22 protein-coding genes are annotated in these 24,734 nt (G+C 67.9%); 6 read left to right on the forward strand and 16 right to left on the reverse strand.

Annotated elements, in window-relative coordinates; genetic code table 11:
* Window positions 1-8: 8 nt before the first annotated feature.
* The 13 genes from ACJEIK_RS21960 to ACJEIK_RS22020 form a co-directional block, all read right to left on the reverse strand.
* Window positions 9-971 (reverse strand): PASTA domain-containing protein, encoded by a 963-nt coding sequence (locus tag ACJEIK_RS21960; RefSeq protein ID WP_133427597.1) that lies wholly within the window; start codon window positions 969-971, stop codon window positions 9-11.
* Window positions 968-1,489 (reverse strand): phage tail protein, encoded by a 522-nt coding sequence (locus ACJEIK_RS21965; RefSeq protein ID WP_133427599.1) that lies wholly within the window; start codon window positions 1,487-1,489, stop codon window positions 968-970. The genes ACJEIK_RS21960 and ACJEIK_RS21965 overlap by 4 nt, the downstream gene beginning before the upstream one ends.
* The gene (locus ACJEIK_RS21970) at window positions 1,470-4,037 is read right to left on the reverse strand and encodes a baseplate J/gp47 family protein (RefSeq protein WP_409430288.1); all 2,568 of its coding nucleotides are present in this window, start codon (window positions 4,035-4,037) and stop codon (window positions 1,470-1,472) included. The genes ACJEIK_RS21965 and ACJEIK_RS21970 overlap by 20 nt, the downstream gene beginning before the upstream one ends.
* Entirely contained in the window at window positions 4,034-4,459 is a 426-nt protein-coding gene (locus tag ACJEIK_RS21975) for a GPW/gp25 family protein (RefSeq protein WP_133427601.1), read from the reverse strand. Before ACJEIK_RS21975 ends, ACJEIK_RS21970 begins: the two co-directional genes overlap by 4 nt.
* Window positions 4,456-4,794: a hypothetical protein gene (locus tag ACJEIK_RS21980; protein ID WP_133427602.1), complete on the reverse strand. Its 339-nt coding sequence runs from the start codon at window positions 4,792-4,794 to the stop codon at window positions 4,456-4,458. The genes ACJEIK_RS21975 and ACJEIK_RS21980 overlap by 4 nt, the downstream gene beginning before the upstream one ends.
* A complete protein-coding gene (locus tag ACJEIK_RS21985; protein ID WP_133427604.1) occupies window positions 4,794-6,308 on the reverse strand; it encodes a phage baseplate assembly protein V in 1,515 nt (504 codons plus the stop codon). Before ACJEIK_RS21985 ends, ACJEIK_RS21980 begins: the two co-directional genes overlap by 1 nt.
* Window positions 6,305-7,072: a hypothetical protein gene (locus ACJEIK_RS21990; RefSeq protein WP_133427605.1), complete on the reverse strand. Its 768-nt coding sequence runs from the start codon at window positions 7,070-7,072 to the stop codon at window positions 6,305-6,307. The genes ACJEIK_RS21985 and ACJEIK_RS21990 overlap by 4 nt, the downstream gene beginning before the upstream one ends.
* Window positions 7,072-7,911, reverse strand: coding sequence for a hypothetical protein (locus ACJEIK_RS21995; protein ID WP_409430289.1), 840 nt, complete (start codon window positions 7,909-7,911; stop codon window positions 7,072-7,074). Before ACJEIK_RS21995 ends, ACJEIK_RS21990 begins: the two co-directional genes overlap by 1 nt.
* The gene (locus ACJEIK_RS22000; RefSeq protein WP_073697607.1) at window positions 7,886-8,368 is read right to left on the reverse strand and encodes a phage tail protein; all 483 of its coding nucleotides are present in this window, start codon (window positions 8,366-8,368) and stop codon (window positions 7,886-7,888) included. Before ACJEIK_RS22000 ends, ACJEIK_RS21995 begins: the two co-directional genes overlap by 26 nt.
* Window position 8,369: 1 nt before the next feature.
* Window positions 8,370-9,632, reverse strand: a complete 1,263-nt coding sequence (locus ACJEIK_RS22005; protein WP_133427608.1) for a phage tail sheath subtilisin-like domain-containing protein — start codon at window positions 9,630-9,632, stop codon at window positions 8,370-8,372.
* Entirely contained in the window at window positions 9,629-10,090 is a 462-nt protein-coding gene (locus ACJEIK_RS22010) for a hypothetical protein (RefSeq protein WP_133427609.1), read from the reverse strand. The genes ACJEIK_RS22005 and ACJEIK_RS22010 overlap by 4 nt, the downstream gene beginning before the upstream one ends.
* A gap of 222 nt (window positions 10,091-10,312) precedes the next feature.
* Window positions 10,313-11,881, reverse strand: a complete 1,569-nt coding sequence (locus ACJEIK_RS22015; protein WP_409430290.1) for a DNA polymerase Y family protein — start codon at window positions 11,879-11,881, stop codon at window positions 10,313-10,315.
* Window position 11,882: 1 nt separating this feature from the next.
* Window positions 11,883-12,578 carry a hypothetical protein gene (locus ACJEIK_RS22020; RefSeq protein WP_409430291.1) on the reverse strand — a complete coding sequence of 232 codons (696 nt, stop codon included), beginning with the start codon at window positions 12,576-12,578 and terminating at the stop codon, window positions 11,883-11,885.
* 224 nt (window positions 12,579-12,802) lie between these two features.
* Here ACJEIK_RS22020 and ACJEIK_RS22025 point away from each other — a divergent pair, with 224 nt between their 5' ends.
* From ACJEIK_RS22025 to ACJEIK_RS22035, 3 genes are read left to right on the forward strand one after another with little or no spacing between them, the layout of a single operon-like run.
* Window positions 12,803-13,072 (forward strand): hypothetical protein, encoded by a 270-nt coding sequence (locus tag ACJEIK_RS22025; protein ID WP_135357356.1) that lies wholly within the window; start codon window positions 12,803-12,805, stop codon window positions 13,070-13,072.
* Window positions 13,073-13,131: 59 nt separating this feature from the next.
* The gene (locus ACJEIK_RS22030; protein ID WP_135357357.1) at window positions 13,132-14,760 is read left to right on the forward strand and encodes a protease pro-enzyme activation domain-containing protein; all 1,629 of its coding nucleotides are present in this window, start codon (window positions 13,132-13,134) and stop codon (window positions 14,758-14,760) included.
* Window positions 14,757-16,667: a zinc ribbon domain-containing protein gene (locus ACJEIK_RS22035; RefSeq protein WP_409430292.1), complete on the forward strand. Its 1,911-nt coding sequence runs from the start codon at window positions 14,757-14,759 to the stop codon at window positions 16,665-16,667. The genes ACJEIK_RS22030 and ACJEIK_RS22035 overlap by 4 nt, the downstream gene beginning before the upstream one ends.
* 1 nt (window position 16,668) lies before the next feature.
* Here ACJEIK_RS22035 and guaA read toward each other — a convergent pair whose 3' ends face one another.
* Both guaA and ACJEIK_RS22045 read right to left on the reverse strand, forming a co-directional pair.
* Entirely contained in the window at window positions 16,669-18,228 is a 1,560-nt protein-coding gene (gene guaA, locus ACJEIK_RS22040) for a glutamine-hydrolyzing GMP synthase (protein ID WP_133427617.1), read from the reverse strand.
* 9 nt (window positions 18,229-18,237) lie between these two features.
* Window positions 18,238-18,795: a TetR/AcrR family transcriptional regulator gene (locus tag ACJEIK_RS22045; protein WP_166428124.1), complete on the reverse strand. Its 558-nt coding sequence runs from the start codon at window positions 18,793-18,795 to the stop codon at window positions 18,238-18,240.
* A gap of 67 nt (window positions 18,796-18,862) precedes the next feature.
* Between ACJEIK_RS22045 and ACJEIK_RS22050 the strand changes: the two genes are divergently transcribed.
* The 3 genes from ACJEIK_RS22050 (at window position 18,863) to ACJEIK_RS22060 (ending at window position 22,902) form a co-directional block, all read left to right on the forward strand.
* Window positions 18,863-19,729: a TauD/TfdA family dioxygenase gene (locus ACJEIK_RS22050; protein ID WP_061001653.1), complete on the forward strand. Its 867-nt coding sequence runs from the start codon at window positions 18,863-18,865 to the stop codon at window positions 19,727-19,729.
* A gap of 70 nt (window positions 19,730-19,799) precedes the next feature.
* Window positions 19,800-20,534, forward strand: a complete 735-nt coding sequence (locus ACJEIK_RS22055; protein ID WP_133427618.1) for a beta-phosphoglucomutase family hydrolase — start codon at window positions 19,800-19,802, stop codon at window positions 20,532-20,534.
* Window positions 20,535-20,541: 7 nt separating this feature from the next.
* Window positions 20,542-22,902 (forward strand): glycoside hydrolase family 65 protein, encoded by a 2,361-nt coding sequence (locus ACJEIK_RS22060; RefSeq protein ID WP_409430293.1) that lies wholly within the window; start codon window positions 20,542-20,544, stop codon window positions 22,900-22,902.
* A gap of 60 nt (window positions 22,903-22,962) precedes the next feature.
* On the opposite strand, the gene ACJEIK_RS22065 is transcribed toward ACJEIK_RS22060, so the two are convergent.
* The gene (locus ACJEIK_RS22065) at window positions 22,963-24,687 is read right to left on the reverse strand and encodes a GMC family oxidoreductase (protein WP_061001650.1); all 1,725 of its coding nucleotides are present in this window, start codon (window positions 24,685-24,687) and stop codon (window positions 22,963-22,965) included.
* Window positions 24,688-24,734: the final 47 nt, after the last annotated feature.

Below are 24,734 nucleotides of genomic sequence, written 5' to 3' on the forward strand. Positions count from 1 at the left end.
GGCACCGCTCAGTGACCGGGTCCAACAGGAACCGTGAAGGGGGGCATGAAGGTGGGCACGATGACGTCGGTGACTCTCAACCAGCACCACTTGGGGGGATTGATGCCCTTACAGACATCGGTCGTGCCACCAGATCCCGTCGACACGTAGAGAATGACCTTGCTCCCCTTGGGGACTGGCCCTTGATTCGGCGCGGTTTTGTAGACGTGATTCGCCGGCTGAGAGCTCGCGCCCTGGTCGAAGCCCGGAACCAGACCCGCTTTCTGAAGCCGGTCCACCGCGTCGTCGACTTTCATACCAACGAGACCCGCCGGTATCGGCACCATGTCGGCGCCAGATGAGACGTTGATGGTGACCGTCGAATCCTTCTTCGCGCTGGCGCCGGCCGCCGGATCCTGGCTGATCACATTGCCGTTCGCCACGGCGTCGCTGGGCTGCTGTGCCGCTTTCGGAACCAGCCCGTTGTCCTTGAGCATCTGCTCGGCCTGTGCCTGGGGTTTGCCGACGACGTCGGGTACCTCCACCCCACTGCGTCGCATCATCAACGCTGTCACCACGCCGATGATGACCAACAGCAGCACCCCGCCGGCGATCAGTGCCCACAACCAGTCCTTGGATTTCGGCTTCTCCGGCGGCGGCTTGATCTCGAAGGCGACCCGGTTGGAGGTGACCGAATCCTCCTCTGGCGCGACATCTGCCGAGTAGACCCGGCCGGCCAGCCAGTGCGATCCGGCGGGTGCCTTCTCGCCGGGCTTCACCGTCGCGGTGAACTGTTTGGAGCCGCCGTGCGGTATCAGCTGCTGGGGCTCGGCGACGGTGAACCACGATGCCTGGGCCTGCTCGCTGCCGACGATGTCGACGGTGGCACGGGTGTCGACCGGGCCGGGGTTGGTGACGGTGAACACCACCTCGGCCTGCCCGTCGGCGAGTTCGACGCGCTCGGTGGCCGGACTGATCTGCCATGCGGTCATCGTGTTGCCTCCGTGAGCTGTAGGTCCGCGGTCATCGCCGCGGGTTTCTCATGGTTGACGATGTGCTGCACCACACCGGCATACGCAGTGGCGTCCGCCGGTATTCGTACAGTGAAATGGAACGGCTGATCGGGCGTCTCGATTATCTCGAAACCGGCTACCCCCGTGGCAATTTCCAGGAACTGGCGGAGGCCGTCACTGGTGCCGCGCAGCTGGGCGAGCGTTGCCGCTTCGGCGATGAGATTGCGCATCTGGGCCGGCGGGATGAGCAGGGTGTCCGTCGCGCCCGGACGGCGCACACCGACAAGGTAATCCAGCGTCACCCACCGGGCGAGAAAGGAGAGGAAGTCTTCCCGGGCGGTGTACGGGGAGAACTGCGCGCCGAAATCCCCGATCAGTTCCTCATCGGGCGCCTGTAGCGCCTCCATGGCGTCGAGCAGGGCGGCCAGGACGGTCCCCTCGAACGCCGCGTCCTGGTACGCCGACGGCAACAATCGCTTAATCGCTGGGCTGCGCATAGCTTCCCACCACGGTGATGTTGTGTTCTCCCGAGCAGAGCAGCCAGGTATCGGGGATGGTCACCTCATCGGTGCTGATCCGATTGGCCGCAGGCGTCCAGCGGCCCGCGACACCGTTGCGGTACACACCTTTTGGGCCTCCCACGATGACGGTGCCCGCCTTGGCATCGGCACTCTGCACCGCTTCGAAGCGGGCGCGCTGCTCGGGCCGCAGTGGCAGCCCACTGCTCGCGTCCGGCGCCAGCCAGGACGGGTTCTGGGCCGCTCCGTCGAGCATCAGCACACCGGCGCTCTGCGTCGCCGCCAGCGCCCGGCTGCCGTCCAGCGCAATGTCCCAGCAGGTGCCACCGGCCCATCCGGCGCTCAGCGTTTCCCACCGCAGATCGGCTTCGAAGAGCCGCGCGCGCAGGCACCCGGTCCCGACACCGCCTTGTTCCGACTCGCCGATGCCGACCCACACCACGGTCGCGGGTCCACTGATCTGCATGGTCAAACAGCGACTGTCGATACCCGGAACGGGACCGACCTGACCGAACGAGCCGGCCCGTCCGCCCTCGACCGAGAGATAGATGCCCTGCTTGGCCTGCGCGGCCACCATCACCGCCCACTTGCCCTGCTCGGAGATGGCGGTCTCGACCGCGTAGAGCGCCCGATCCTGTTCTGCGGGTTCGAAGATCACCAGGTCGGGCGCGGGCGGCTCGGCAAGCAGCTTGAGTTCGTAGAGTCCGCCGTCGGTGGCCAGCAGCAGCGCGGCGACGGTGTCCCGCTCGATCCAGGCGATGTCATTGACCGTAGGGCCGAGCTCTTCGATCATCCGCCAGGTCTCACCGAGATCGTCCGACAGGTACACCCGGGAGCCGCCGGTGTCGGCCCGTCGGGTGGCCAGCGCCAGGGTTCCGGTGCGCTCGACCATGCCCGCGCGCACCGCACGGGGCGCCGGCACGATCGTCATCACTTCCTCTCCCGGGAACCGCCAGATGCTCTCCCAGCCCTTGCCGTCGTTGACCGACCGGAACAGGACTTCGCCCGACCCGCAGTACCACGTGTTGTCCTGGTAGGGGTCCGCCACCGTGCCGCGAATCTGACCGTCGGGGGCCTCGCCGATGACGAACCGCAACTCGTCGACGTAGCGGACACCCGGCTCGGAACCTTCCAGCAGTTGATACACCGTCGATGCCCGCAGAGACTCACCGAACTGCCACCCGGTGGTGTTCTCGGCAGACGCCAAGGGACTGATCACCCGGTTGAGCCGTTCGTGCACCCGGTCTCGCACCGCGGCCGCGTCCTCTTCGGGACGCACCACGATGCGCCCTTCGACCGAAACCTCTTTGTATTTCGCCCAACTGGTGTCGCATGTCGTGCCGATCATGCCGCGGTTGCTCAGGTCGGTGGCGGTGCGCACGCGGGCTTCTTCCACTTCATGCGCCAGCATGGTGGCCAGGCTCAATCTGCCGCCGGGCCGGTCCTGCACCGAAACCTGTGGTACCAGAACCACTTCGATCGAGCCACGCTGCGCAAACGGCCGGACGTCGACGCGGGTGAAGGCACGGGCACGGGCGACCCCGGTGGAACTGATGGTGGCCAGCACTTCGTAGTCCCGCGCTGTCACCGCACGTTTCAGGGAGAAGAACTCGTACGGCCCGCGCTCCAGTGCCGCGCCGACCTCCTCGAGGTCCGAACCGCCTTGTGCCGGCGACACGTTGGTCACGGTGACACCGTTGATACGCGGTTCGATGGCCGTCAGTTGGCCGGCGGCGACGTTGCCGCCGACTCCCCCGCCAGTCCGGTACCACAATCTGATTTCCGCGCCGGCGGCCGGGACGACCGCCCCGGAGACGCTGGGGGCGAAGATGACGGCGCCCGTCGACCGGTCCACGAGGTATGCCCGGTCCTGTGCCCCGACGTCGGCGAAACTGTCGACGGATTCCCAGATCTCGAACTCGTGGCCCCCGTATTCGCGAGCCGCACGCCGCTCGTCGCGGTCACCGACGACCTGAACACCCAAAACCATCGACAGCGGCTCCGTTGTCGCCACGATGGGCGCGTGCGCGGCGGTGAAACGCTGACCGGCGCGGCCCGTTCCGGTGCCCACCAACTCACCGTTGATGATGGTGCAGTGGTGGCCGCGGGCGACCGACGAATCCTGCCCGGCCGGGATCACGACGGCATCAGGGACGACGAAGACCGTCTGCGACAGTGCGCCGGCGCCGGTAGTCACCCGGGTGCCAGGCGGGATGGTGATTGTCGGTTTCTCCGAATCGGTTTCGCGACTGTCCCGCGCGAAGGTCAGTTCCACCCACGCGGCGCTGGGCGGCCGGCGGGAGAGCCCGATCAGGTTGAGGAAGGTCAGGTAGGACTTCTCTGGCAACCGGTTGAGCCGGTAGATCATCACCTCGGTCAGGTGCGCGAAGACCTCGATCAGCGCCATGCCCGGGTCGTTGACGCTCATGTCCGTCCACGCCGGGCAGGCGTTGCGCGCCCGTTCGCGGGCCTCGAGCACCAGGTCGACGAAGGTGCGGTCGTCCAGATTGGGCACGGGGAATGTCACGGCGAACCTCCCCCCAGGTCCAGCGGATACACGAGCGTCTCGGCGCTCAGTGTCGCGCGAATGCGGTAGGTCAGCGTGATGTTGAGCCGGGAGGCGCTCTCGGGGTCCACCTCGGCATCGACATCGATGATGGAAACCCGTGGCTCCCAGCGGTGTACCGCCTGCCTGACATAGTGGATGGCCAGCCCGGCGGTGGTCTGATCGTTGTTGGCGAACAGCAGCCGGTGCAGATACGAGCCGTAGTCGGGGCGCATCAGCCGATCCCCGGGCACCGTCGACAGCAGCAACATCAGGGCCTGCCGGATGGCGCCCGCACCGTCGACCATGGCCACCTGACCGGTCGGCGTGGTCGACAAACCGGTCGGGCCGTAGGCGTCCAGGCCCGCCCCAGTGAAACGAAAAGCGTTGTAATCGGCCGTCATACGTCGGCCCTCACAAACATCTGCTTGGGGTCCTCGACGGTGTAGTGCACCATGCCGGGCGGGGTGCCGTCGGTCAACCCGTCGAGGGTGGCGAGCACCACCGCGTGGCCGTCGATGCGAATCCAGGTGCTGTAGCCGACCGCGACCTTCAGCGTCTTGCCGCATTTCTTGATGGTGGGTCCGCTGTTCGGGCACCAGTCGATATCGCGGCCCTCAGGGTCGTTGTCGACGAGCACGGGAACGTCGATGGTGACCCAATCCTGTTGATTGACATTCTGGATCACGCCCTTGTGATCGCATTTGATAACCGAGTCCAGCGTGATCCACTCCGCCATCACTCCTCCCGCATGAATTCGACGGCTTTGGCCTTGATGGTGATGGTCTTGCCGGGCGCGGTGATGTCCAGATCCGTCTCGGCGTGCAACGTGACCTTGCCCGGCGCCAGGCTCAGCGTGCTGCCACCCCGGTTCGCGACGGTGATCATGTGGGCACCGTCGTCGACGACGATCCGCTGCCCGTCATCGGTGTGCAGCGACCACCGCTTGACCTTGCCGCCGTCCACCCCGGCATCGGGCGGCTTCTCGCCGCCGTACAGCCCGCCGAGCACCACACCCCCGACCGGGCCGTGGGACAGTGCGACCAGCACGGTGTCGCCGACGTCCGGCAGCACCACCAGGCCACGCTTCTTCCCCGCGCCCGCGCACAGCACGGCCAGCCAGCCCACGTCCGGATCGCCGTACGCCGGCAGGCAAACCTGCACGCGCCCAAGTCCTTCCGGATCGGCGACGTCGGTCACCGTGCCAAGGGTGATGGCCGTCGACGGCCGCGCGACCGGCAGCGCTTTCGGTTCGGTGCTCAGCGCGGTGTGGAAACCGGTTGCGTCGACGGTGTGGATCGCCTCGGTGAGCACGTAGCTGCCCGTAAAGTCCGCGGCCACGCCGCTGACCTCGACGCACACCCCGGCCCGCAAGGCGGCGTCACCCGCCGCGGTGCCCCGCAACGTCACCGTCGACGCTGCCCGCACATCGAGTTCGGCCTGCGCCCGCGCTGCGACCTCGGCAGCGGAGGCGCCCTGCTGGTCCAGGAGCATCAGCTTGCCGTCCAGACCGAGAGCGCCCAGGCCGGGCTCGGTCTGGACCACCGCTCCGCCCCGCGGGCTGTCCACCTCTTCGCGAAACAACTTCGCGCTCTGCCGATCCCAACCGAAGGCGGTGAAGCCCTGGGCCGACCGATCCAGGTTCGCCTCGACGGTGGCCTCGAAAAGGGTCCGGCCGAGTTCGAGCGGCACACAGTCATCGCCTCCCCGTAAGGTGCAGAGCCGCAAGTCATCTCCCGTCAGCACCGGGTAGAGACCGGCGCTGGAACAGACTTCGCGGAGCAGCTCGAAATCGGTCTGGCTGTACTGCACGATGCGCTGGAACTCCGGACCGGGTTCGTCAGCCGACACGCTGATGCCGTCCGGACCGCACAACTTCTCGGCCAGCTCGACTGCCGTGACATCCGAAAAGTACCGCAGCTGTTGACGTTTGCGCAGCAGGTGCAGCTTGTCATAGCCGCGGACCCGGATCTGCGTCGCGCCATCGGGACCGTGCACCAACGCGCTCGCGGTGATCTGGCCTTCGAACAACGGTGTCTGGTCGCCCTCCAACCGTGCTGCCAACGCGGCACCGAGCGGGAAGGTGCTCAATTCCATCCCGCTGCCCCGCACCACCGCGTAGGCCAGTTCAGCCTGCGCCGGCAGACCGAGACGCGTTGCGACCCTGGCCGATACGATGCGCGCGGTGAGGTCGGCGGGTACCGGCGACCCGTCCACGGTGACCGCGAGCGCGGCGGTGCTGGTCAGCATCATTGACTCGGACCGCCTTGCGCACCGGCGAGTTCCGTCGGGATGGAAAGCACTTCGCCGGGGTTGATGCGCAGCGGGTTGTCGATGTCGTTGTGCTGGGCCAGGCGGCGCCACAGGAACGGATTGCCCAGCGCGTCGGTGGCCAACAGGTCGAATCGGACCCCGGTGTACTCCGGGTCGGCATTGCCCTCACCGACCGCCTGCACGGCGTCCTGGACGCCGACGGATCCCGATTCCTGCTGCACACCAACGGCATCGGCAGATGCGCGCGCGAGTTCGTCTTCGTAGGACAGTGCCGCCTCGGCCGCGGACTGCGCCACCCGCACCATCTTCATCCGGAGCCACGACCGGCGCGGCCTGCCGTCGACACCGAAGGCGTCGAATCGTTCGGCGAGCGCGGTGATGATGCACGGGATGTTCCAGCTCTTGCACCAGACCAGCCGGACCAGCGGCGGGCGGCAGTTACCCAGTTCCTCGTCCGAGTTCTCGGCCAGCATGCGCAGCTTGTTGGTCAGCGCGCGCACGTCAGTCGGCCGGTTCTGCTCGTCGACAAAGTCGACATCGAAGAGCAGGTCGAGGGTCAGCTCGGTACGGCCGCCGCCTGTGAACTGCAACGGATCATCGGCCAGGCCGGTCCCCGTGAGCTGCCCCGATGCGGTGCCGCGGGCCCGCACCCCGGCCAGCCGCGTCATCGTGACGGACTCGGGGTTCAGCATGCAGTCGATGCGCTCCCCGGTCTTGTCGACCAGGAATGCCACGCGCTCCATCACCAGCCTCGCTGTTCATCGTCCAGGCGCGTGACATCGTGACTGCTGAACGTCGATGATGCCGGCTCCCAGAGCATCTCGTCATCGGGCAGCTCGGGCCACCGGTCGTCATCACGGCGCTCGTCCAGCCAGACCGATGCCGCAGACCTCTCCTCGGGAGCGGGAAACTCCGGTTGCTCACCGGACGTGCGCGCGGCGCGCTCGAACGACGGCCACTGCTGCCGAGTCGGGTTGCCCTGGGGCTCGAACGCCGGCGCGGTCACGAAAGACCCTGGTGTGACCGGCCATTGCGCCGTCAACCGCGGCGGTGATAGCGGCCGTCGCTCGTCACCATCTGAAACAGGCTGGTTACCAACCGTTCTGGGAGGCGAGGTGTCGAAGCCGACGGCCAGCGGCGGTCGGGTCCGGGCCACGGGCGCGCTGGGCTCCGGGTACTCCGCTGGCCGGTGCTCGGCGACCGGTGCAGCCATGCGCACCGTGGGCATCCGTCTGACGGGCCTGCGCCGGATCAGGCGGAGTCGCCGACGCAGTCTCCTGACGATGGCCGTGAATTGTGGTGCCGGCGGCGACGGAGCCGCCGGCAGTGGGGCCGCGAGGTTCGGTGTCGGCTGCCGGCGCGGCGACACGCCGCCGGCGTGAATACCGCCACCGGTCAACAACTCCGGGGCACGCTCACGCACCACGGCGAACCAGTGTTCGTTGCCCGCCGCGGCGGCAGGTAGCGGTTCGAGCGGCGGCTCAAGCACCGGCACGGGTGCTCCCGTTCCGGGCTGGACGGCGTCGGCAAGGTACCGGAACACCCGCGCCAGAAAGCTACGCAGACGACGCGCCGGAGCCATTGTTGGTGACCCTCTGAATGCCCTCGTGTGCGATGACCAACGTCTCGATGGCCAACTCGTGGCTCATGGCGTCGAGCACCGCACCGTGCCACTCGGAGGCCCACGCGTTGGCCAGCGTCCACCGCATGACTTCCCCGGTACCCGCCGGGTCGCGCAAGACGATCTGTACGAGACGCCGGTCGACCTGACCGGATACGGCCAGCATCAGCCAATCCCACAGCTCTGTCGACGACGTGAGTCCGGCCCGGAGCACCACGGGCGAGTACACGGCGCGCCCCGGCACCATCCGGACGACCTGGCTCAGTCCCGCTTCGCGGTACGAGATGCGTTCGATCTTCACACCGAGGCCGCTGACTTCCGTGAAGTGGCCGCTGGCCACCTTGTCGATGATCAATTCGAAGTTGTACGACCGGTGCGGGTCCACCCAGTTGCCCGGTTGTGCTGCTGGTGCGGTCATTTCAGCCACCTACCATTTCGATCTCGGTTCCTCCGCTCCACTGGCTTATCTGGAAGACCACGAACTCGGCCGGCTTGACCGGTGCGACACCGACGAGCGCGGTGACCCGCCCGGCGTTGCGTTCCTCGACCGGGTTGGTCTCCTCGTCGCACTTGACGAAGAACGCTTCTTGCGGGGTCCGGCCGAACAGGGCGCCATCCCGCCACACTCGGGTGAGGAATTCGCTGACCGATGTGCTGATCGACGTCCACAACTTGTATTCGTTCGGTTCGAAGACAATCCACGTCGTGCTTTGCGCGATTGATTCCTTCAGCATGTTGAACAGCCGGCGCACGTTCAGATAGATGAACGGATCGCCCATGGGCGCGACGGTGCGGGCACCCCACACCCGAATTCCTTCGGCACCGAACTTGCGGATGCAATTCACGCCCGCAGGGTTGAGGTTCGCCTGTTCACCCCGGGTCACCAGGTAGGTGAGGTCGAGGGCACCGACGATCGGCTCGTTCGCGGGGGCCTTGTGCACACCGCGGTTGGCATCGACGCGCGCCCACACGCCGGCCATGTGACCACTGGGCGCCGTCGGGACATTCTGTTGGGAGAGCGTGTCGTACGCGACGATCCACGGGAAGTAGACCGCGCCGTAGGTGGACGGCCGCGGCCGCAATCCATTCGCGTCCGGGCCGGCCGCATGCGCGGGCGGCGGAGCGTCTCCTTCGGCTCCGTCCTCGGGTTTGTCGGGCTTGTCCGGTCTGCCGGGGCCGCGCGGCGACCCGAGGGTGCCGACCGTGATGAGACTCCCGATGTCGTCGACGTCGGCGGGCGCATCGAGGATGGCGACCCGGTCCTCCAGCCGCTCGCAATGTCCCAGCAGCGCCTCGTAGCTCTGCACGCCGACGTATCCCGGTGCCGCGACGATCGCGACTTCGTCGACCGCTTCGAGCAATTGCAGTCCACTGCGCCGGGCACCGCCGCCTTCGATGGCCTGGCCTTCGGGATGGTTGACGATGTAGCAGCGTCCGCCGCCGTTGGCGAAGAAGCCCCACACCGCCCGGGACAACGCGGTGCCTTGCGGCCGTGGGACGTTCGCGAAGTTCCGCACGAACTCGGTCCAGCTGTTCACCGCCTTGGCTTCGCCCAGCAGCGCCCCGGCATCGGGAGCTTGGCCGACGAACGCGGCGGTGCTGGTGCCGACCGCCTGGATGGGGCGTGCGCCACTGGGCACTTCCTGCACGTAGACGCCGGGCGCCCCAATTGAACTCGTCATGGTTGGCCTCCTTCTGATGCGGGTTTCGGGATGAGGTTGATGCGCAGTTCTTCGGTGACGATCGGGACCTGCGGGGTGGGCCGGGCGATCACGACGGGCATGTCGAACAGCAGCGCGATCCGCGGCGCGCACCCCAACGCGAGCCAGGTCTCGGGGCTGAGCGGCGTCAGGTCGACAGCCGGGTCACCGGCTTCGGTCGCGGCGACAAGGGCTTTGCCGAGCATGACGGCATTGCCGGTCACCAGATGACGGACTCGAAGGCGCAGCGGCTCCAGCGCGCGGTGGGTCCGCAACTCCCGCTCTGACTGCAGCTCAAGCGGCCAGACGCTCAGCCCGTCATCCGGCGTCTTGGGCGGTGCGATCTGGACCGCATCACCCGATATGTCCTTGAGCCACGCCACCACTTTCGAGGTGGCTGCGGCGAGCGGTCCGTCAGCCTGCCCGTTGGAAGAGGTCATGACGCGGGGCAATCGGGAAGCAGCACTGCACAACTGATGTAGGCCCCGGTCAGATCACTCATGGCGATTCCCCTCGGATCAGTTAGTGCATGTTTGATACGTGATCACTACGCCCACCATCGGCGCACCTACCAAAGACTGCCGCGCCGCTACAAACTGATTCCCAACCGTGCGAGTTTAGAATCGAATGGCGATTCGCTGCGGGTTTTCTGTGAAATGCAACTATTCGTAAACCCCCTCTACATACCACCGCCGCTGCCGATAGCAGAGCAACAGCGCACGGCTCTCCCCGTCGCCCCCGAGCAGCACCTGAGCCCGTGCGGTGCGCCCCTTCCCCCGTTCCGGGTCCCACCAGCGTTCGTCGACCGACCACGGCCCCGCCCACCAGCGCAACACCCCGCGATAACCCGACCCCGTCAGACCCGCGGGATCAGCGGAGAACATGCCGCGGTCCGTCACCCGAACCGAATTACCCTGTACATCAACGAGTTCCACTGGATCATCCAGCAGGACCACCGGGGCCGGCTCCGGCAGCCGTCCCGGCCAGGGCTGCGCCGGATCGCATCGCGGCACCACCTCGTCCCCCAGCGGGGTCAGCGTGATGCGCTCGGCCGGTCCCCGTCCACCACTGAGTACCGGCACCTGCACCGCCTCCGGCCCCAGCAGACCTTGCACCCGGACCAGCGCCCGCCGGGCCCGCATCCGGTCGTCGTCGCCGGAGGATCCCCACAACGGCAACTGCAGCGCCGCAGCCGAGACCACCTCGACCGGATGCAGGCGCAGCACCGTGATGGGCGCGGTGGGCCCGGCCCCGCCCAGCCCCCGCCTGGTCAACCAGCCGTCCAGCTGCCACCGCACCCGGTCCGCGGTGGCGTCCTCGGTCAGCGGCTCGGCACACCGCCAAACCCGTTGCAATTCTTCGCCATTGGCAGTCACCGCATCGATGGCCAGCCGGGTGCACCCCACCCCGGCGGACTCCAGGCTGCGGTGCAACCGGCCCGCCAACGAACGCCCGGCGAACGCCGCCGCGTCCACCCGGTCGATGGGCGGATCGCAGTCCATCACGGCATCGAGGTCCGACGGTGCCTCCGGCCCGGCCGGCCGGCGGGCCGGCTCACCTCGGGCGAACCGGTGCGCGACCACCGCATCGGTCCCGAACCTGGACGCCACGTCGGTCCGGGACAGTGTGGCGAACTGCCCGATGGTCCGAATACCCATGCGCCACAACAAGTCCGACAGTTCTTCCCGGCCCTCACCAGACAGGCTCGGTTCGGTGGCCAACTGCCGGATGGACAATTCGGCGAGAAATTCCGCATCCGCACCTGGCGTGAGGATGCGTCCCGCCCGGGCCGCGAAGACCGCGGTGGGCAACTGGTCGGCGATGCCCACCTGGCATTCGACCCCGGCCGTACCCACCGCGTCGACCAATCGCTCGGCGGCGGTCTGCTCCGACCCGAAATACCGGGCCGCGCCACGCACCGGCAATACCAGCAGCCCCGGCCGCAGGACCTCCGCCCGCGGCACGACCTCGTCGACCGCGGCCGTCACGCCCTCGAAGTGACGGGCGTCGCGCGCCGGATCGGCTGTGACGACGTGCAATTGGGGGCAGCGGGCCTGCGCCTCCCTGCGCCGCAAACCCCTCCGCACCCCTGCCGCTCGGGCCGACGCCGAACAGGCCGCCACCCGGTTCGCCAGAGTGACCGCCACCGGCTCGGTCACCGACAGCCCGGCCGCCACTGCCGCAGCCACCGCGGGCCAGTCCATGCACCAGATGGCCAGTACCCGGGACATCTCAGCCACCCACCGCTCGCAGCGGGCGCATCGAGCGGCCCCGGGCCCGCGTGTCCAACCGCACCCGGCCGATCCGTCCGCACCCGGGCGCCGGGTCCCCGGCACCCGCGCCGACCACCTCGTACCCGCGGACCCTGGCCTCCAACCGGGCCGTCGCCCCGGGCCAGTCGCCGTCGGTGACCAGCAGGGTGCACTCGCGCTGCCGGGCCCGAGATGCCACGACCCGGGCCCGGCCAGCCGGAACAGACTTGCCGCCCAGGCCGAGCAGGACCAGGTCGAGCCCGTCCATGAGCACCGCGGCCACCTCCACCGGGTCCGGTCCCGGATCCGGGATCAGCGCGATGCGTTCCAGGTCGGCTCCCATCTCCACGGCGGCCAGCAGCCCGACCTTGGGCTGACCGACGATGGCCGCATACCCACCGGACGCCGTCACCGCAGCCACCATCCGCAACGGCAACGACCGGGCCCCCGAGAGCACTGCGACGGTGCCACGGGGCAACATGTCAGGCAGCAGCTCAGACTGGAAATCCTCAGGCTCCAGCAAACTTTGGACAACCTTCGGGGCCGGCTCCGGCCGCCCCCGGTCCCGACCCCGCAAACCCGCCGGACCGGACATCTCGGCAATCTTGCGCCGGAGCTGTTCCAGCTGGTCAGCACGGTCAATCCGACCATCCGCCAGGCTGGTCACAGCCGCCACAAAAACACCTCCTGCACCATCAGTCACCGTTTGTATTCGAATATTTGTTCGATATCGTGAGTAAACACCCAGCCACCGACACGGTCAAGCCGCGAGGCGCGTGCCGCCCCATCTGCCGCCGGCGCGTCGAGGCGGTACGCTCGAATCTGGAACCGATCTGAAGTTCCGCCCCCAGAACTCATCACCGGGTCTGGTGGACCACCGCCCGCCGAAGGGACACCGACATGGGCTCACACCGCCTGGTCCACCGCGTCACAGCCGCCGCCGGCGGCACCGCGCTCATCGCGATGATCGGCCTCACCGCCGGCTGCGGCGAGGAGAAGAAAGCCCCCGAGACGCCCTCGTCGACGACCACCACGACCACGACGACCACCACCCACGAGGTGACGCCGACCGAAAAGTCGCTCAGCCCGAACGGCGGCGGCAACCTGTTCACCCCGTCGGTCACCGCTAACCCGGCGCCCACTGCCACCCCGGGTACGCACCGCAACTGACACTCGGCCCCGGTAACTCAAGGGCTCAACAGAATCCGGGTTAGCGCTACCGTTGCTACATGCCACCGACTCGCACACCGTCAAAGCGATGGCTGTCGGCGCTGGTTCTTGCCGTCGCCCTGGCGCTGATCTTCAACCTTCCCGTCCCGGGCAGGTTGATACCAGGGGCAGACCAACCGTCAGGCACCATCGACGGGCCCTTCGCGTCGCTGCTGGCCTCCTCGACGGATCTCGGACTCGCACATCAGCAGCGGGTCCGGCTCACCGCCATGCTCGATGCCAACGATCGGCCCGACGCGCTGATCAATTGGGCTGATGTGCAACGACTTTCGGTCCAGTGGCGCCCCGGCGACAACTGGGCCGTCATCGAAGGCGAACCCGGCCACATGGGCACCGCCTTCGGCGTCGAGGTGCACGACTACCGCAGCCGGCGCGGGCAGGAGTTCTACGCCGCGCCGCAACAACCCCGGGTCCCTACCGAATTGCACGGCACGGTCACCGAATTGGGCCGAATCCTCAGCTACACACCGCATCATGAATCCACCCCGCCGCCCCGGCCGCTGGGTGTGACCGAACGCGGGCTGACCCCGAGCCACCTGCTCAGCGCCTATCACGCCGACAAACTGGCCACGGCCGGCTACACCGGTAAGGGCACCACGGTGGTGGTCTTCGCCTTCAACGGTTACGACCAGGCGGACCTGGACCAGTTCTCCACCACCTTCGGCCTGCCCACATTCACCCCGACCCTGGTCGGCGGAACGCCCGGCGACGAGCGGGGCGAGACCACCATGGACCTCGAGGTCATCCATGCCATCGCACCCGATGCTCGACTGGTCGTCGTCAACGCCCGCCCCACGGTCACCGGCGACGGCGCCTACCTCAAGATCGGCGAGATGTTCGAGCAGACCGACCGGGACTTTCCCGGCGCGGTCTGGAGCCTGTCGATCGGCTGGGGTTGCGACAAGCTAACCACCGCGGCCGACCTCGCACCCGTCCGGGCCGGGTTGGCCACCGCGGAATCCCACGGCACCACGGCCTTTGACGCCAGCGGCGACCTGGCCGGACTCGAATGCAAAGGCGGCGACGACTGGGATTCCCCGCCCGGCCCCAGCGACATCGGCCTGGATTCGGTGGCGTCACTGCCCGAGATGACCAACGTCGGCGGCAGCACCCTGTCCACCGACGCCGACGGTCAATGGCTGGACGAACAGGCGTGGTTCAACGTCCCGCTCTCCCAGGGCACCGGCGGCGGGGTTTCGGCACTGTTCGACCAACCGCGCTGGCAAGCGACGGCAGCGGCCCGGGTCGACCCGAAGCGCAGCGCCGGGAAGCGCATGACGCCGGACATCTCGGCTGTCGCCGACCCCTACACCGGAGTGAAAATCGTTGTGGACAAAGAGGTTGTCGTCGGTGGCGGTACCTCACAGGCCGCTCCGATCTGGGCCGGGCTGACCGCCATCATGAATCAGCACCTCATCGCGAACGGGGGGCGGCTCATCGGCGACCTCAACCCGTTGCTGTACCGCATCGCCACCGGCGCCCCACGCCCGGCGTTCCGCGATGTCACCTTGGGCGGCAACGCGATTGACACCGCAGGCCCCGGTTACGACCTGGTCAGTGGCCTCGGTACCCCGAATCTGGAGAACCTGGTGGCAGACCTGGCGCTGTTGCAGAAAGTGACGCAATGAGCACACAGCTCGAAGACCGGCCGATGATGGAGTGCGAGGTCTGCCAGCTGGATGTCCCAGCCGGCGAGTACTGCGGGCTGTGCGGGGCACCGCTGAGCCAACACAGCCACGACGGGCCGCACTGGTTGCGGGCCCGGTCGTTCAGCGCCGCACCCGGCCAGCATCTGCTCCGGCTGTCGATCACCAGCTCGCTGTTCCCGCACCTTTCCCCGCGGTCGCGCACGTCGTTCATGCTCGGGCTCGTCGCCCTGGTGCTCGCATTGGTCGCCACCGCGATGCTCCGCCTGCCCGGCGCACTGGTCGCGGTCGCCGTCCTCGGGCTGCCCGTCATCTTCGGGATCTATCTGCGGGAATCCGAATTCAACCAGGACGCGCCTCGCGGCAACCTGTGGCTGACGGCCGGCCTCGCTGTCGCCCTCGGCGTCGGCTGGGCACTGCTCACCGGCGCTGCCGCCGCGAGGACCTATGGCATCCCGCTCGGCGCGGGCATCGCGGCAGCCCGCATGCTGCGCACCGGCGTGGGTGTCACGCTCGGTGGACTCCTGCTGATGCAGGTACCCGCGCTGGTGATCCGCCTGGTCCGGCCAGGCCATCGAGAAGCCCTGCACGGCTATGCGATTGGCGCCCATGCCGCCATCTACTTCACGGCGGCGGCGACCCTGACCCGGCTGGCCCCCCAGTTCGGCACGGGCATGGTCAACCGGGACCGCCCGCTCCTGGGCCTGTTGGTCGAGGCCGGGATCCGCGGGCTGGCAACGCCCATCATCGCCGCCACCGTCGGCGGTCTGATCGGTGCGGCGCTGTGGTTCACCCGGCCGCCGAACAAGGCACACCAGCATCGCGGCTATGTCCGGCTGACGCTGACCCTGATCGCGGTGGTCGTCGCGGTGGTCTATGCCCTGCTCGGCCTGATCGACGCGGTGCAGCTGCCCCAGTTGGTCCAGCTGGCAATGTATTTCGCGCTCACCATGATCGCGCTGCTGGCGTTGCGCGTCGGGCTGCACCTGGCACTCCTGCACGAGGCGCACGACGACTACAACATGGACGAGCCGCTGCTGTGTACCCAGTGCGGCCACGTGGTGCCCGACGCGCCGTTCTGCGCGGCCTGCGGTGCCGCCACCCGCGCCTCGTCCCGGGCCGCACGGCACGGCCAGCGCACCGACCGCCCGGCACCCGCCGACAGCATGTCCGTCGGCCTCCTGCCCGGCTATTCGCTGCATGCCCCGGCCTACGCAACAACGCCGACCAGGACCACGAAACGCGTTCAGGTGGCCCTGGTCTTCGCCCTCGCCGCCGTGGTGGTGGCCGCGCTCCTCGTCGGGGTGTCCAGTCTCCTGGAGAAACCGGCCGTGCGGTACGTGTGCCCGCCGGAATGCGGCCATCCGCCCATGGGCCAACCGGTCACCATCAACCCCCGGTTCACCGCACCCGACGGCTCGTTCAGTGTCGCCTACCCGGCGGCCGGATCGGCGTACGACGTCACCAAGGACGACCATGGCGTGCTGGCGAAACTGCTCGCCGGTGACGGCGGGATGCTGCAGTTGTTCAGCCGGCCCGCGACCGGACGCCAGCCGAAAGACATTGCAGCCGAACTGGTCTCGTCGACCTACCCGGACGCCAAGACCGCGTACGAGGTTCCGAACGCCATGGTCGGCTACCAGTCGGGCTACGGCATCGTCGCCGACTGGTATCCGCAGGGCGCGAGCCGCCAATACACCCGGATGCGGCTGCTGGTGCTCGTCGCCGTCAAGAACGACCTGGCCCTCATCGCCGCGGCGTCAGGTCCCTACCACCGGTTCGGCCCGGACTTCGGCTCCGGGAAACCGTCCGCCGTCGGCCTGCAACTGGCCCTGGACATGGGCCAGTACGTCAACAGCTTCGCGTGGCGGGGCGACCCGGCGCGCTAGCTCACTCCCACTCGATGGTGCCCGGCGGCTTGCTGGTGATGTCCAGCACCACGCGGTTGACCTCCGGCACCTCGTTGGTGATCCGGGTCGAAATGCGTTCCAGCACTTCGTAAGGCACGCGGGTCCAGTCGGCGGTCATGGCGTCCTCGCTGGACACCGGACGCAGCACGATCGGATGGCCGTAGGTGCGTCCGTCGCCCTGCACGCCGACCGAGCGCACATCAGCGAGCAGCACCACGGGGCACTGCCAGATGCTCTGGTCCTGACCGGCCGCGGTGAGCTCCTCGCGGGCGATCGAGTCGGCGCGGCGCAGCGTGTCCAAGCGGGGACCCGTCACCTCGCCGACGATCCGGATACCGAGACCGGGACCCGGGAAGGGCTGGCGCCCAACGATTTCCTCGGGCAAGCCCAGCTCGCGGCCGACGGCCCGCACCTCGTCCTTGAACAGCAGCCGCAGCGGCTCGACGAGTTTGAACTTCAGGTCCTCGGGCAGACCGCCGACGTTGTGGTGGCTCTTGATGTTGGCGGTGCCGGTGCCGCCGCCCGATTCGACGACGTCCGGGTACAGCGTGCCCTGCACCAGGTACTCGACCTCGGACTCGCTCGAGCCCAAGGTGTCGCGCACCGCGCCCTCGAAGGCCCGGATGAACTCGCGGCCGATGATCTTGCGCTTGCCCTCGGGATTGGTCACCCCGGACAGTGCGTCGAGGAAGCGGTCGGCCTCGTCGACGGTGACGAGCTTGGCGCCGGTCGCGGCGACGAAGTCGCGCTCGACCTGCTCACGCTCACCCGCGCGCAGCAGGCCGTGGTCGACGAACACACACGTCAGCCGGTCACCGATGGCGCGCTGCACCAGCGCCGCCGCCACCGCAGAGTCGACGCCGCCGGACAGGCCGCAGATGGCCTGGCCGTCACCGATCTGCTCGCGCACCTGCTCGACCAGTTGGTCGGCGATGTTGGCCGCGGTCCAGGTCGCGCCGATGCCGGCGAAGTCGTGCAGGAACCGGCTGAGCACCTGCTGGCCGTGCGGCGAGTGCATCACCTCGGGGTGGTACTGGACGCCGGCCAGCTTGCGGGCCCGGTCCTCGAACGCGGCGACCGGGGCGCCGGGGCTGCTGGCCACGACGTCGAAACCGGCGGGCGCCGCGGTGACGGCGTCACCGTGGCTCATCCACACCGGCTGCGTGGCGGGCAGGCCCGAATGCAGCTCTCCGCCGGCGACTTTCAGCTCGGTCCGGCCGTATTCACTGGTGCCGGTGTGCGCGACGGTGCCGCCGAGCGCCTGGGCCATGGCCTGGAACCCGTAGCAGATGCCGAACACCGGGACGCCGAGATCGAAGATCCCCGCGTCCAGTTGCGGAGCGCCGTCGTCGTAGACGCTGGACGGACCGCCGGACAGCACAATGGCCTGCGGATTCTTGGCCTTGATGTCCTCGACCGTCGCGGTGTGCGGCAGCACCTCGGAGAACACCCGAGCCTCGCGGACCCGGCGGGCGATCAGCTGCGCGTACTGCGCACCGAAGTCGATGACCAGAACGGGCTGTGAAGCTGGTGTTTGCACCCGCCCAGTCTAGTGGTGGGCTGCCGGGGGCTCTGCCAGCCGCTCGGCTGCCGCGCCCACGGCGGCGCGGACGTCGTCGTCGCTCATCTCACCGAGCCCCAGCGCCGGCCGCAGGAATGGCCCGAGCAGTCGCCAGCCCAGTTGCAGCGCGATGATGTTGCCCACCGCGAACCGGGCCTGGTTCGCGTCGGCGTACCGGGGCAGAAATTCGTCGAGCAGCCGCGCCATGTTAGGAAACGTGGTCTGCAACTCCCCGACCGGGTAGCCGTCGAGCGCGGCCCGGGCGATCACCCGGAGCTGCCGGTCCAGCGCCGCATCGATCACCTCGGCCGGCGCATCGGCGTCGATCAACTCCTTGAGGCGTTGTCCCAGATGGTCCAGCACCGCGCCGACCAGCTTCTCCTTGGAGCCGAGGTGCCGGAACACCAGTCCGTGGTTGACGTTCGACTTGGCGGCGATGTCCCGGATCGACGTGGCCGCGGGACCGCGCGCGGCGAACAGCTCCGATGCGGCCTCGAGGACTGCCGCGACGACTTCGTCCCGGCCCACTGGCACACCTGTAGTCATGTGGCTACACTAGCGGCCATGCACTGTAGTCAACTGACTACAGTGCGCGTCTTTCGAAAGGCTTCCGATGAACATCACCAAACTGACCAGCAAGATCGGCGCCGTCATCGACGGCGTGCGACTGGGCGGCGACCTGTCCCCCGAGACCGTCGCCGAGATTCGCGCCGCGCTGCTGGACCACAAGGTCATCTTCTTCCGCGGTCAGAACCACCTCGACGACGCGCAACAGCAGGCGTTCGGGGAACTGATGGGTGATCTCGTCGGCCATCACTCGATGAAGCGCGCCGACGCACCGAAGATCACCCCGATCGACTCCGAGTACGGCAAGGCCAACCGCTGGCACACCGACGTGACGTTCATGCCCGACTACCCCTCGGCGTCGGTGCTACGGGCCGTCACCCTGCCGACCTACGGCGGTTCCACGCTGTGGGCCTCCACCGTGGCGGCCTACGACGGGCTGCCCGCGCCGCTCAAGGCATTGGTGGAGAACCTGCGGGCCGTGCACTCCAACCGGTTCGACTACCTCAAGGACGTCACCGTGGACACGACGCACCTGACCGACGAGCAGAAGGGCTACCAGGCCGAATTCCAGAAGCCCGACTTCCGCACCGAGCACCCCGTGGTGCGGGTCCACCCGGAAACCGGCGAGCGCGCGCTGGTCGCCGGACAGTTCGTCCGCGGCTTCGTCGGGCTGGACAGCTACGAGTCGGCCGCCTTGCTGGAACTGCTGCAGCGCCGAATCACCTTGACGGAGAACACAGTTCGCTGGGACTGGCAGCCCGGCGACGTCGCGATGTGGGACAACCGGGCCACCCAGCACCGCGCCGTCGACGACTACGACGGCCAGCACCGGCTGATGCACCGCGTCACGCTGACCGGCGACGTCCCGGTCGACGTGCACGGAGAACCCAGCCGCGTGATCAGCGCGGCGTAGCGTCAACGAATAAGCGAGCCGAAAAGCGGGAAAGGACACAGCAGGACAATCCCCGACCGAAAGAGCGACCATGCTGGGTCTCCCCAAAGCCGTGCACGCCTGCCTGTTCGACCTCGACGGCGTCCTGACCGACACCGCGAGCGTGCACAAGAAGGCCTGGAAGGCGATGTTCGACGACTATCTGCGGCACCGCGCCGAACGTGACGGCGAACCGTTCGTCGCGTTCGACAGCCACGACGACTACCTGCGGTACGTGGACGGCAAGCCGCGCCAGGACGGCGTCCGCTCGTTTCTACGCAGCCGTGGCATCGACCTCCCCGACGGCAACCCGGACGACCCGCCGGACGCCGAGACCGTCGCCGGCCTGGGCAACCGCAAGAACGAGATGTTCCAAAAGGTGCTGCACGACGACGGTATCGAAGCGTTCAGCGGGTCCCGGCGATACCTGGAGGCCGTCGCCGCCGCCGGGCTCGGCATCGCGGTCGTGTCGTCGAGCGCCAACACCCGTCAGGTACTCGACGTCACCGGGCTGTCCCACTTCGTGCAGCAGCGCGTCGACGGCCTGACGCTGCGGGACGAGCACATCGCGGGCAAACCGGCACCGGACTCATTCCTGCGGGCGGCGCAATTGCTGGGAGTCGAACCGGCGGCGGCCGCCGTCTTCGAAGACGCGTTGGCCGGTGTCGCGGCGGGCCGAAACGGCCACTTCGGATACGTCGTCGGAGTGGACAGGGCCGATCAGGCCGCGCAGCTACGCGACAGCGGCGCGGACGTCGTCGTCAGTGACCTGGCCGAGCTGCTGTAGGCCGACGATGATCACCCAGGAATCATTTCCGGTCGAGCCCTGGCAGGTGCGCGAGTCGCAGCTGGACCTGGACCTGTTGGCGCAGTCGGAGTCGGTGTTCGCGTTGTCCAACGGGCACATCGGCTTTCGCGGCAATCTCGATGAAGGGGAACCGCACGGCCTGCCCGGCACCTATCTCAACTCGTTCTACGAGACCCGGCCATTGCCTTATGCCGAAAGTGGATTCGGCTACCCCCAGGGTGGCGAGACCATCGTCGACGTCACCAACGGCAAGATCATCCGCCTGCTGGTCGACGACGAACCCTTCGACGTCCGGTACGGCGAACTCATCGACCACGAGAGAATTCTGGATCTGCGCGCCGGAACCCTCTCGCGCACAGTGCATTGGCGGTCACCGGCGGGAAAGCAGGTGCGGGTCAAGTCGACTCGGCTGGTCTCACTGGCCCAGCGGAGCGTCGCGGCCATCGAGTACACCGTCGAGGCCATCGATGAATTCGCCCGTGTCACAGTGCAATCGGAGTTGGTCGCCAATGAGGATCAGCCGAAAACCTCATCGGATCCGCGCGTTGCGGCGGCCCTCGCCAATCCGCTGCAGGCGATACACCACGAACACAACCAACACAGCGGGCTGCTGATCCACCAGACCAAGCGCAGTGGCCTGATGATGGCCGCCGCGATGGACCACGAGATCGAGGTTCCGGGCCGTGTCGAGGTGAGCACCGACGCCCGCCCAGATCTGGCGCGCACCACCGTGATCTGCGGGCTGCGACCGGGCCAGCAACTGCGCATCTTGAAGTATCTGGCCTACGGCTGGTCGAGCCTGAGGTCGCGTCCCGCGCTGCGCGACCAGGTCGCCGGCGCGCTGGCCGGCGCGCACTACAGCGGCTGGCAGGGACAGCTGGATCTGCAGCGCGCCTATCTCGACGACTTCTGGGACAGTGCCGACGTCGAGGTCGACGGTGACCCGGACTGCCAGCAGGCCGTGCGGTTCGGGCTGTTCCACGTGCTGCAGGCCAGTGCCCGCGCGGAATGCCGCGGCATCGCCGGCAAGGGGCTGACCGGAACCGGCTACGACGGTCACGCCTTCTGGGACACCGAGGGTTTCGTCCTCCCCGTGCTGACCTACACGAAACCGCATACCGTCGCAGACGCCCTGAGGTGGCGCGCCTCTACACTGGAATTGGCGAAAAGCCGTGCGGCCGAACTGGGTTTGCGGGGCGCGAGCTTCCCGTGGCGCACCATATCCGGACCCGAATGCTCGGCGTACTGGCCGGCCGGCACCGCGGCGTGGCACGTCAACGCCGACATCGCGATGGCGTTCGAGCGCTACCGCAACGCCACCGGTGACCAATCCCTGGAAGTCGACTGCGGCCTGACCGTACTGGTGGAGACGGCGCGATTGTGGATGTCGTTGGGACACCATGACCGCCACGGTGTCTGGCACCTCGACGGCGTCACCGGTCCCGACGAGTACACCGCAATGGTGCGTGACAACGTCTTCACCAATCTGATGGCGGCACACAACCTGCGCGTCGCCGCCGACGCGTGTACGCGGCACCCCGACAACGCCTATGCCATGGGCGTGACCAACGAGGAGACAGCCGCGTGGCGTGATGCCGCGGCCGCTGCGCACATCCCGTACGACGAGGAGCTCGCGGTGCACCCGCAGTGCGAGGGCTTCACCACCTTTGCGGAATGGAAGTTCACGCCCGACACCGCCTATCCCCTGTTTCTGAACCACCCATACGTGCGGCTGTATCCGGCGCAGGTGATCAAGCAGGCCGACCTGGTGCTGGCCATGCAGTGGCAGGGCCACGCCTTCACCGCCCAGCAGAAGGCACACAACGTCGACTACTACGAGCGGCGCACGGTCCGGGACTCGTCGCTGTCGGCGTGCACGCAGGCGGTGATGTGCGCCGAGGTCGGTCACCTCGAACTGGCGCACGACTATGCCTACGAAGCGGCCTTGATCGACCTACGCGATCTGCACCACAACACCCGCGACGGACTGCACATGGCGTCCCTCGCGGGTGCCTGGATCGCTCTGGTCGCCGGTTTCGGTGGTCTACGCGACGACGAAGGCTTCCTCGCACTCGACCCGCAGCTGCCGGACAGTCTGTCCCGGCTCCGATTTCGGTTGCGGTGGCGGGAATTTCGGGTCACCGTCGATGCGACGCACAGCGAGGTGACGTACACCCTGCGCGACGGACCCGACTCCACCCTGGTGATCCGGCACGCCGGCGACGAACTCACGCTGAGTACCCGCGAGCCGACCGTCGTCGACGTCAAGCCGCGGCAGTCGATACTGCCCCCGCCGCCGCAACCACCGGGCCGCGCGCCCACACACCGGCGGTTCAACTCGGCCTGACCCCAGGGATTTGTGCACGATTTTCCGCGCTGACCGCGGAAAATCGTGCACAAATCCCTACTAGACCGGGGTGATCGGCAGCCGGCGCAGCGCGCCCGGGGCGTCGGCCGGGACGACGGGACGGTCCGGTGCGATCGGTTCGATCCGGCGGTAGGGCTCACCCTGGGCCGGCCGCGCGTCGTCCTGTCCCTTGTTCGGCCACAATGACGCCGCGCGCTCGGCCTGCGCCGCGATCGAAAGTGACGGATTCACACCGAGATTCGCCGAGATCGCGGCACCGTCGGTGACGAACAGCGTCGGGTAGTTGTAGACGCGGTGGTAGGGGTCGATGACGCCCGTCTGGGCGCTGTCACCGATCGCCGCGCCGCCCAGGAAGTGGGCCGTCAGCGGGATATTGAACAGCTCGCCCCAGGTGCCGCCGGCGATACCGCCGACCTTCTCGGCCATCCGTCGGGTCGCCTCGTTGCCGACCGGGATCCAGGTCGGGTTGGGCTCGCCGTGGCCCTGCTTGGACGACATGATCCGGATACCACCGGGCCCACGCTTGGTGAACGTGGTGATCGAGTTGTCGAGGTGCTGCATGACCAGTGCGATCACGGTGCGCTCGCTCCACCGCTGCGGGTTGAGCAGGCGGATCAGCTCACGCGGGTCCTCACCGGCCTGGTTGAGGAACTGCTTCCACCGCGGCACGTCGGTGCCCTGCGGGCCGGCGCCGTCCGTCATCAGCGTCTGCAGCATGCCCATGGCGTTGGAGCCCTTGCCGTACCGGACGGGTTCGATGTGGGTGTCCGGGGTCGGGTGGATCGACGACGTGATGGCCACACCGTGCGTCAGGTCCATGTCCGTGGGCACTTCGCGGGTCTGGGCACCCACGATGGACTCGGAGTTGGTGCGGGTCAGCACGCCCAGCTTGTCCGACAGCTTGGTCAGCTTGCCGGTGTCGCGCACCTTGAACAGCAGCTTCTGGGTGTTGTACGTACCGGCCGCGACGATGAGGTACTTGGCCGTGAAAGTCCGCTTGCCGCGGCGCACCCGGCCGTTGGTCCGGCGGGTCGCCACCTCCCACAGCCCGTCGCCGCGCTGCTGGAAGCTGGTGACCGTGGTCAGCGGATGTACTTGCGCCCCAGCCTTTTCCGCCAGGCCGAGGTAGTTCTTCACCAAGGTGTTCTTGGCGCCGTGGCGGCAGCCGGTCATGCACTCACCGCACTCGATGCAGCCGGTGCGCGCCGGGCCGGCCCCGCCGAAGTACGGGTCGGGCACGGTCTTGCCCGGGGTCTTCTCGCCGTCCGGTCCGAAGAACACCCCGACGGGCGTCGCGACGAAGGTGTCGGCGCAGCCCATGTCCTCGGCGACCTCTTTGATGATCTTGTCCGCGTCGGTGAACGTCGGGTTCTTGACCACACCGAGCATGCGCTGCGCCTGCTCGTAGTGCGGCATCAGTTCGGCGCGCCAGTCGGTGATGTTCTTCCACTGCGGATCGTTGAAGAACGGGTCCGGCGGGATGTAGAGGGTGTTGGCGTAGTTCAACGAACCACCGCCGACACCCGCGCCGGCCAGGATCATCACGTTGCGGAGCAGGTGGATCCGCTGGATGCCATACATGCCGAACTTGGGTGCCCACAAGAACTTTCGCAGGTCCCATGAAGTCTTTGCGAAGTCGGCGTCGGAATACCGGGGGCCGGCTTCCAACACTCCAACGCGGTAACCCTTCTCGGTGAGCCGGAGAGCGCTGACGCTGCCTCCGAAACCCGAGCCGATGATCAAGACGTCGTAGTCAGGCTCCATGGCAGAAGTATGGACCTACCGCTCGGTAACCAGCTACCAAGGTAAAC

Source organism: Mycobacterium sp. SMC-16 (assembly GCF_046250085.1).
Lineage (GTDB): Bacteria > Actinomycetota > Actinomycetes > Mycobacteriales > Mycobacteriaceae > Mycobacterium > Mycobacterium phocaicum.

What these genes read in the sequence shown, in the direction of transcription:
- ACJEIK_RS21960 (WP_133427597.1), bottom strand. Translation starts at nt 971, where the DNA reads ATGACCGCATGGCAGATCAGTCCGGCCACCGAGCGCGTCGAACTCGCC.
- ACJEIK_RS21975 (WP_133427601.1), bottom strand. Translation starts at nt 4,459, where the DNA reads ATGACGGCCGATTACAACGCTTTTCGTTTCACTGGGGCGGGCCTGGAC.
- ACJEIK_RS22000 (WP_073697607.1), bottom strand. Translation starts at nt 8,368, where the DNA reads ATGACCGCACCAGCAGCACAACCGGGCAACTGGGTGGACCCGCACCGG.
- ACJEIK_RS21965 (WP_133427599.1), bottom strand. Translation starts at nt 1,489, where the DNA reads ATGCGCAGCCCAGCGATTAAGCGATTGTTGCCGTCGGCGTACCAGGAC.
- ACJEIK_RS22035 (WP_409430292.1), top strand. Translation starts at nt 14,757, where the DNA reads ATGAGCACACAGCTCGAAGACCGGCCGATGATGGAGTGCGAGGTCTGC.
- ACJEIK_RS22005 (WP_133427608.1), bottom strand. Translation starts at nt 9,632, where the DNA reads ATGACGAGTTCAATTGGGGCGCCCGGCGTCTACGTGCAGGAAGTGCCC.
- ACJEIK_RS22010 (WP_133427609.1), bottom strand. Translation starts at nt 10,090, where the DNA reads ATGACCTCTTCCAACGGGCAGGCTGACGGACCGCTCGCCGCAGCCACC.
- ACJEIK_RS21980 (WP_133427602.1), bottom strand. Translation starts at nt 4,794, where the DNA reads ATGGCGGAGTGGATCACGCTGGACTCGGTTATCAAATGCGATCACAAG.
- ACJEIK_RS21990 (WP_133427605.1), bottom strand. Translation starts at nt 7,072, where the DNA reads ATGGAGCGCGTGGCATTCCTGGTCGACAAGACCGGGGAGCGCATCGAC.
- ACJEIK_RS22015 (WP_409430290.1), bottom strand. Translation starts at nt 11,881, where the DNA reads ATGTCCCGGGTACTGGCCATCTGGTGCATGGACTGGCCCGCGGTGGCT.
- ACJEIK_RS22055 (WP_133427618.1), top strand. Translation starts at nt 19,800, where the DNA reads ATGCTGGGTCTCCCCAAAGCCGTGCACGCCTGCCTGTTCGACCTCGAC.
- ACJEIK_RS22025 (WP_135357356.1), top strand. Translation starts at nt 12,803, where the DNA reads ATGGGCTCACACCGCCTGGTCCACCGCGTCACAGCCGCCGCCGGCGGC.
- ACJEIK_RS22060 (WP_409430293.1), top strand. Translation starts at nt 20,542, where the DNA reads ATGATCACCCAGGAATCATTTCCGGTCGAGCCCTGGCAGGTGCGCGAG.
- ACJEIK_RS22050 (WP_061001653.1), top strand. Translation starts at nt 18,863, where the DNA reads ATGAACATCACCAAACTGACCAGCAAGATCGGCGCCGTCATCGACGGC.
- ACJEIK_RS21985 (WP_133427604.1), bottom strand. Translation starts at nt 6,308, where the DNA reads ATGATGCTGACCAGCACCGCCGCGCTCGCGGTCACCGTGGACGGGTCG.
- ACJEIK_RS22045 (WP_166428124.1), bottom strand. Translation starts at nt 18,795, where the DNA reads ATGACTACAGGTGTGCCAGTGGGCCGGGACGAAGTCGTCGCGGCAGTC.
- ACJEIK_RS22030 (WP_135357357.1), top strand. Translation starts at nt 13,132, where the DNA reads ATGCCACCGACTCGCACACCGTCAAAGCGATGGCTGTCGGCGCTGGTT.
- ACJEIK_RS21995 (WP_409430289.1), bottom strand. Translation starts at nt 7,911, where the DNA reads ATGGCTCCGGCGCGTCGTCTGCGTAGCTTTCTGGCGCGGGTGTTCCGG.
- ACJEIK_RS22065 (WP_061001650.1), bottom strand. Translation starts at nt 24,687, where the DNA reads ATGGAGCCTGACTACGACGTCTTGATCATCGGCTCGGGTTTCGGAGGC.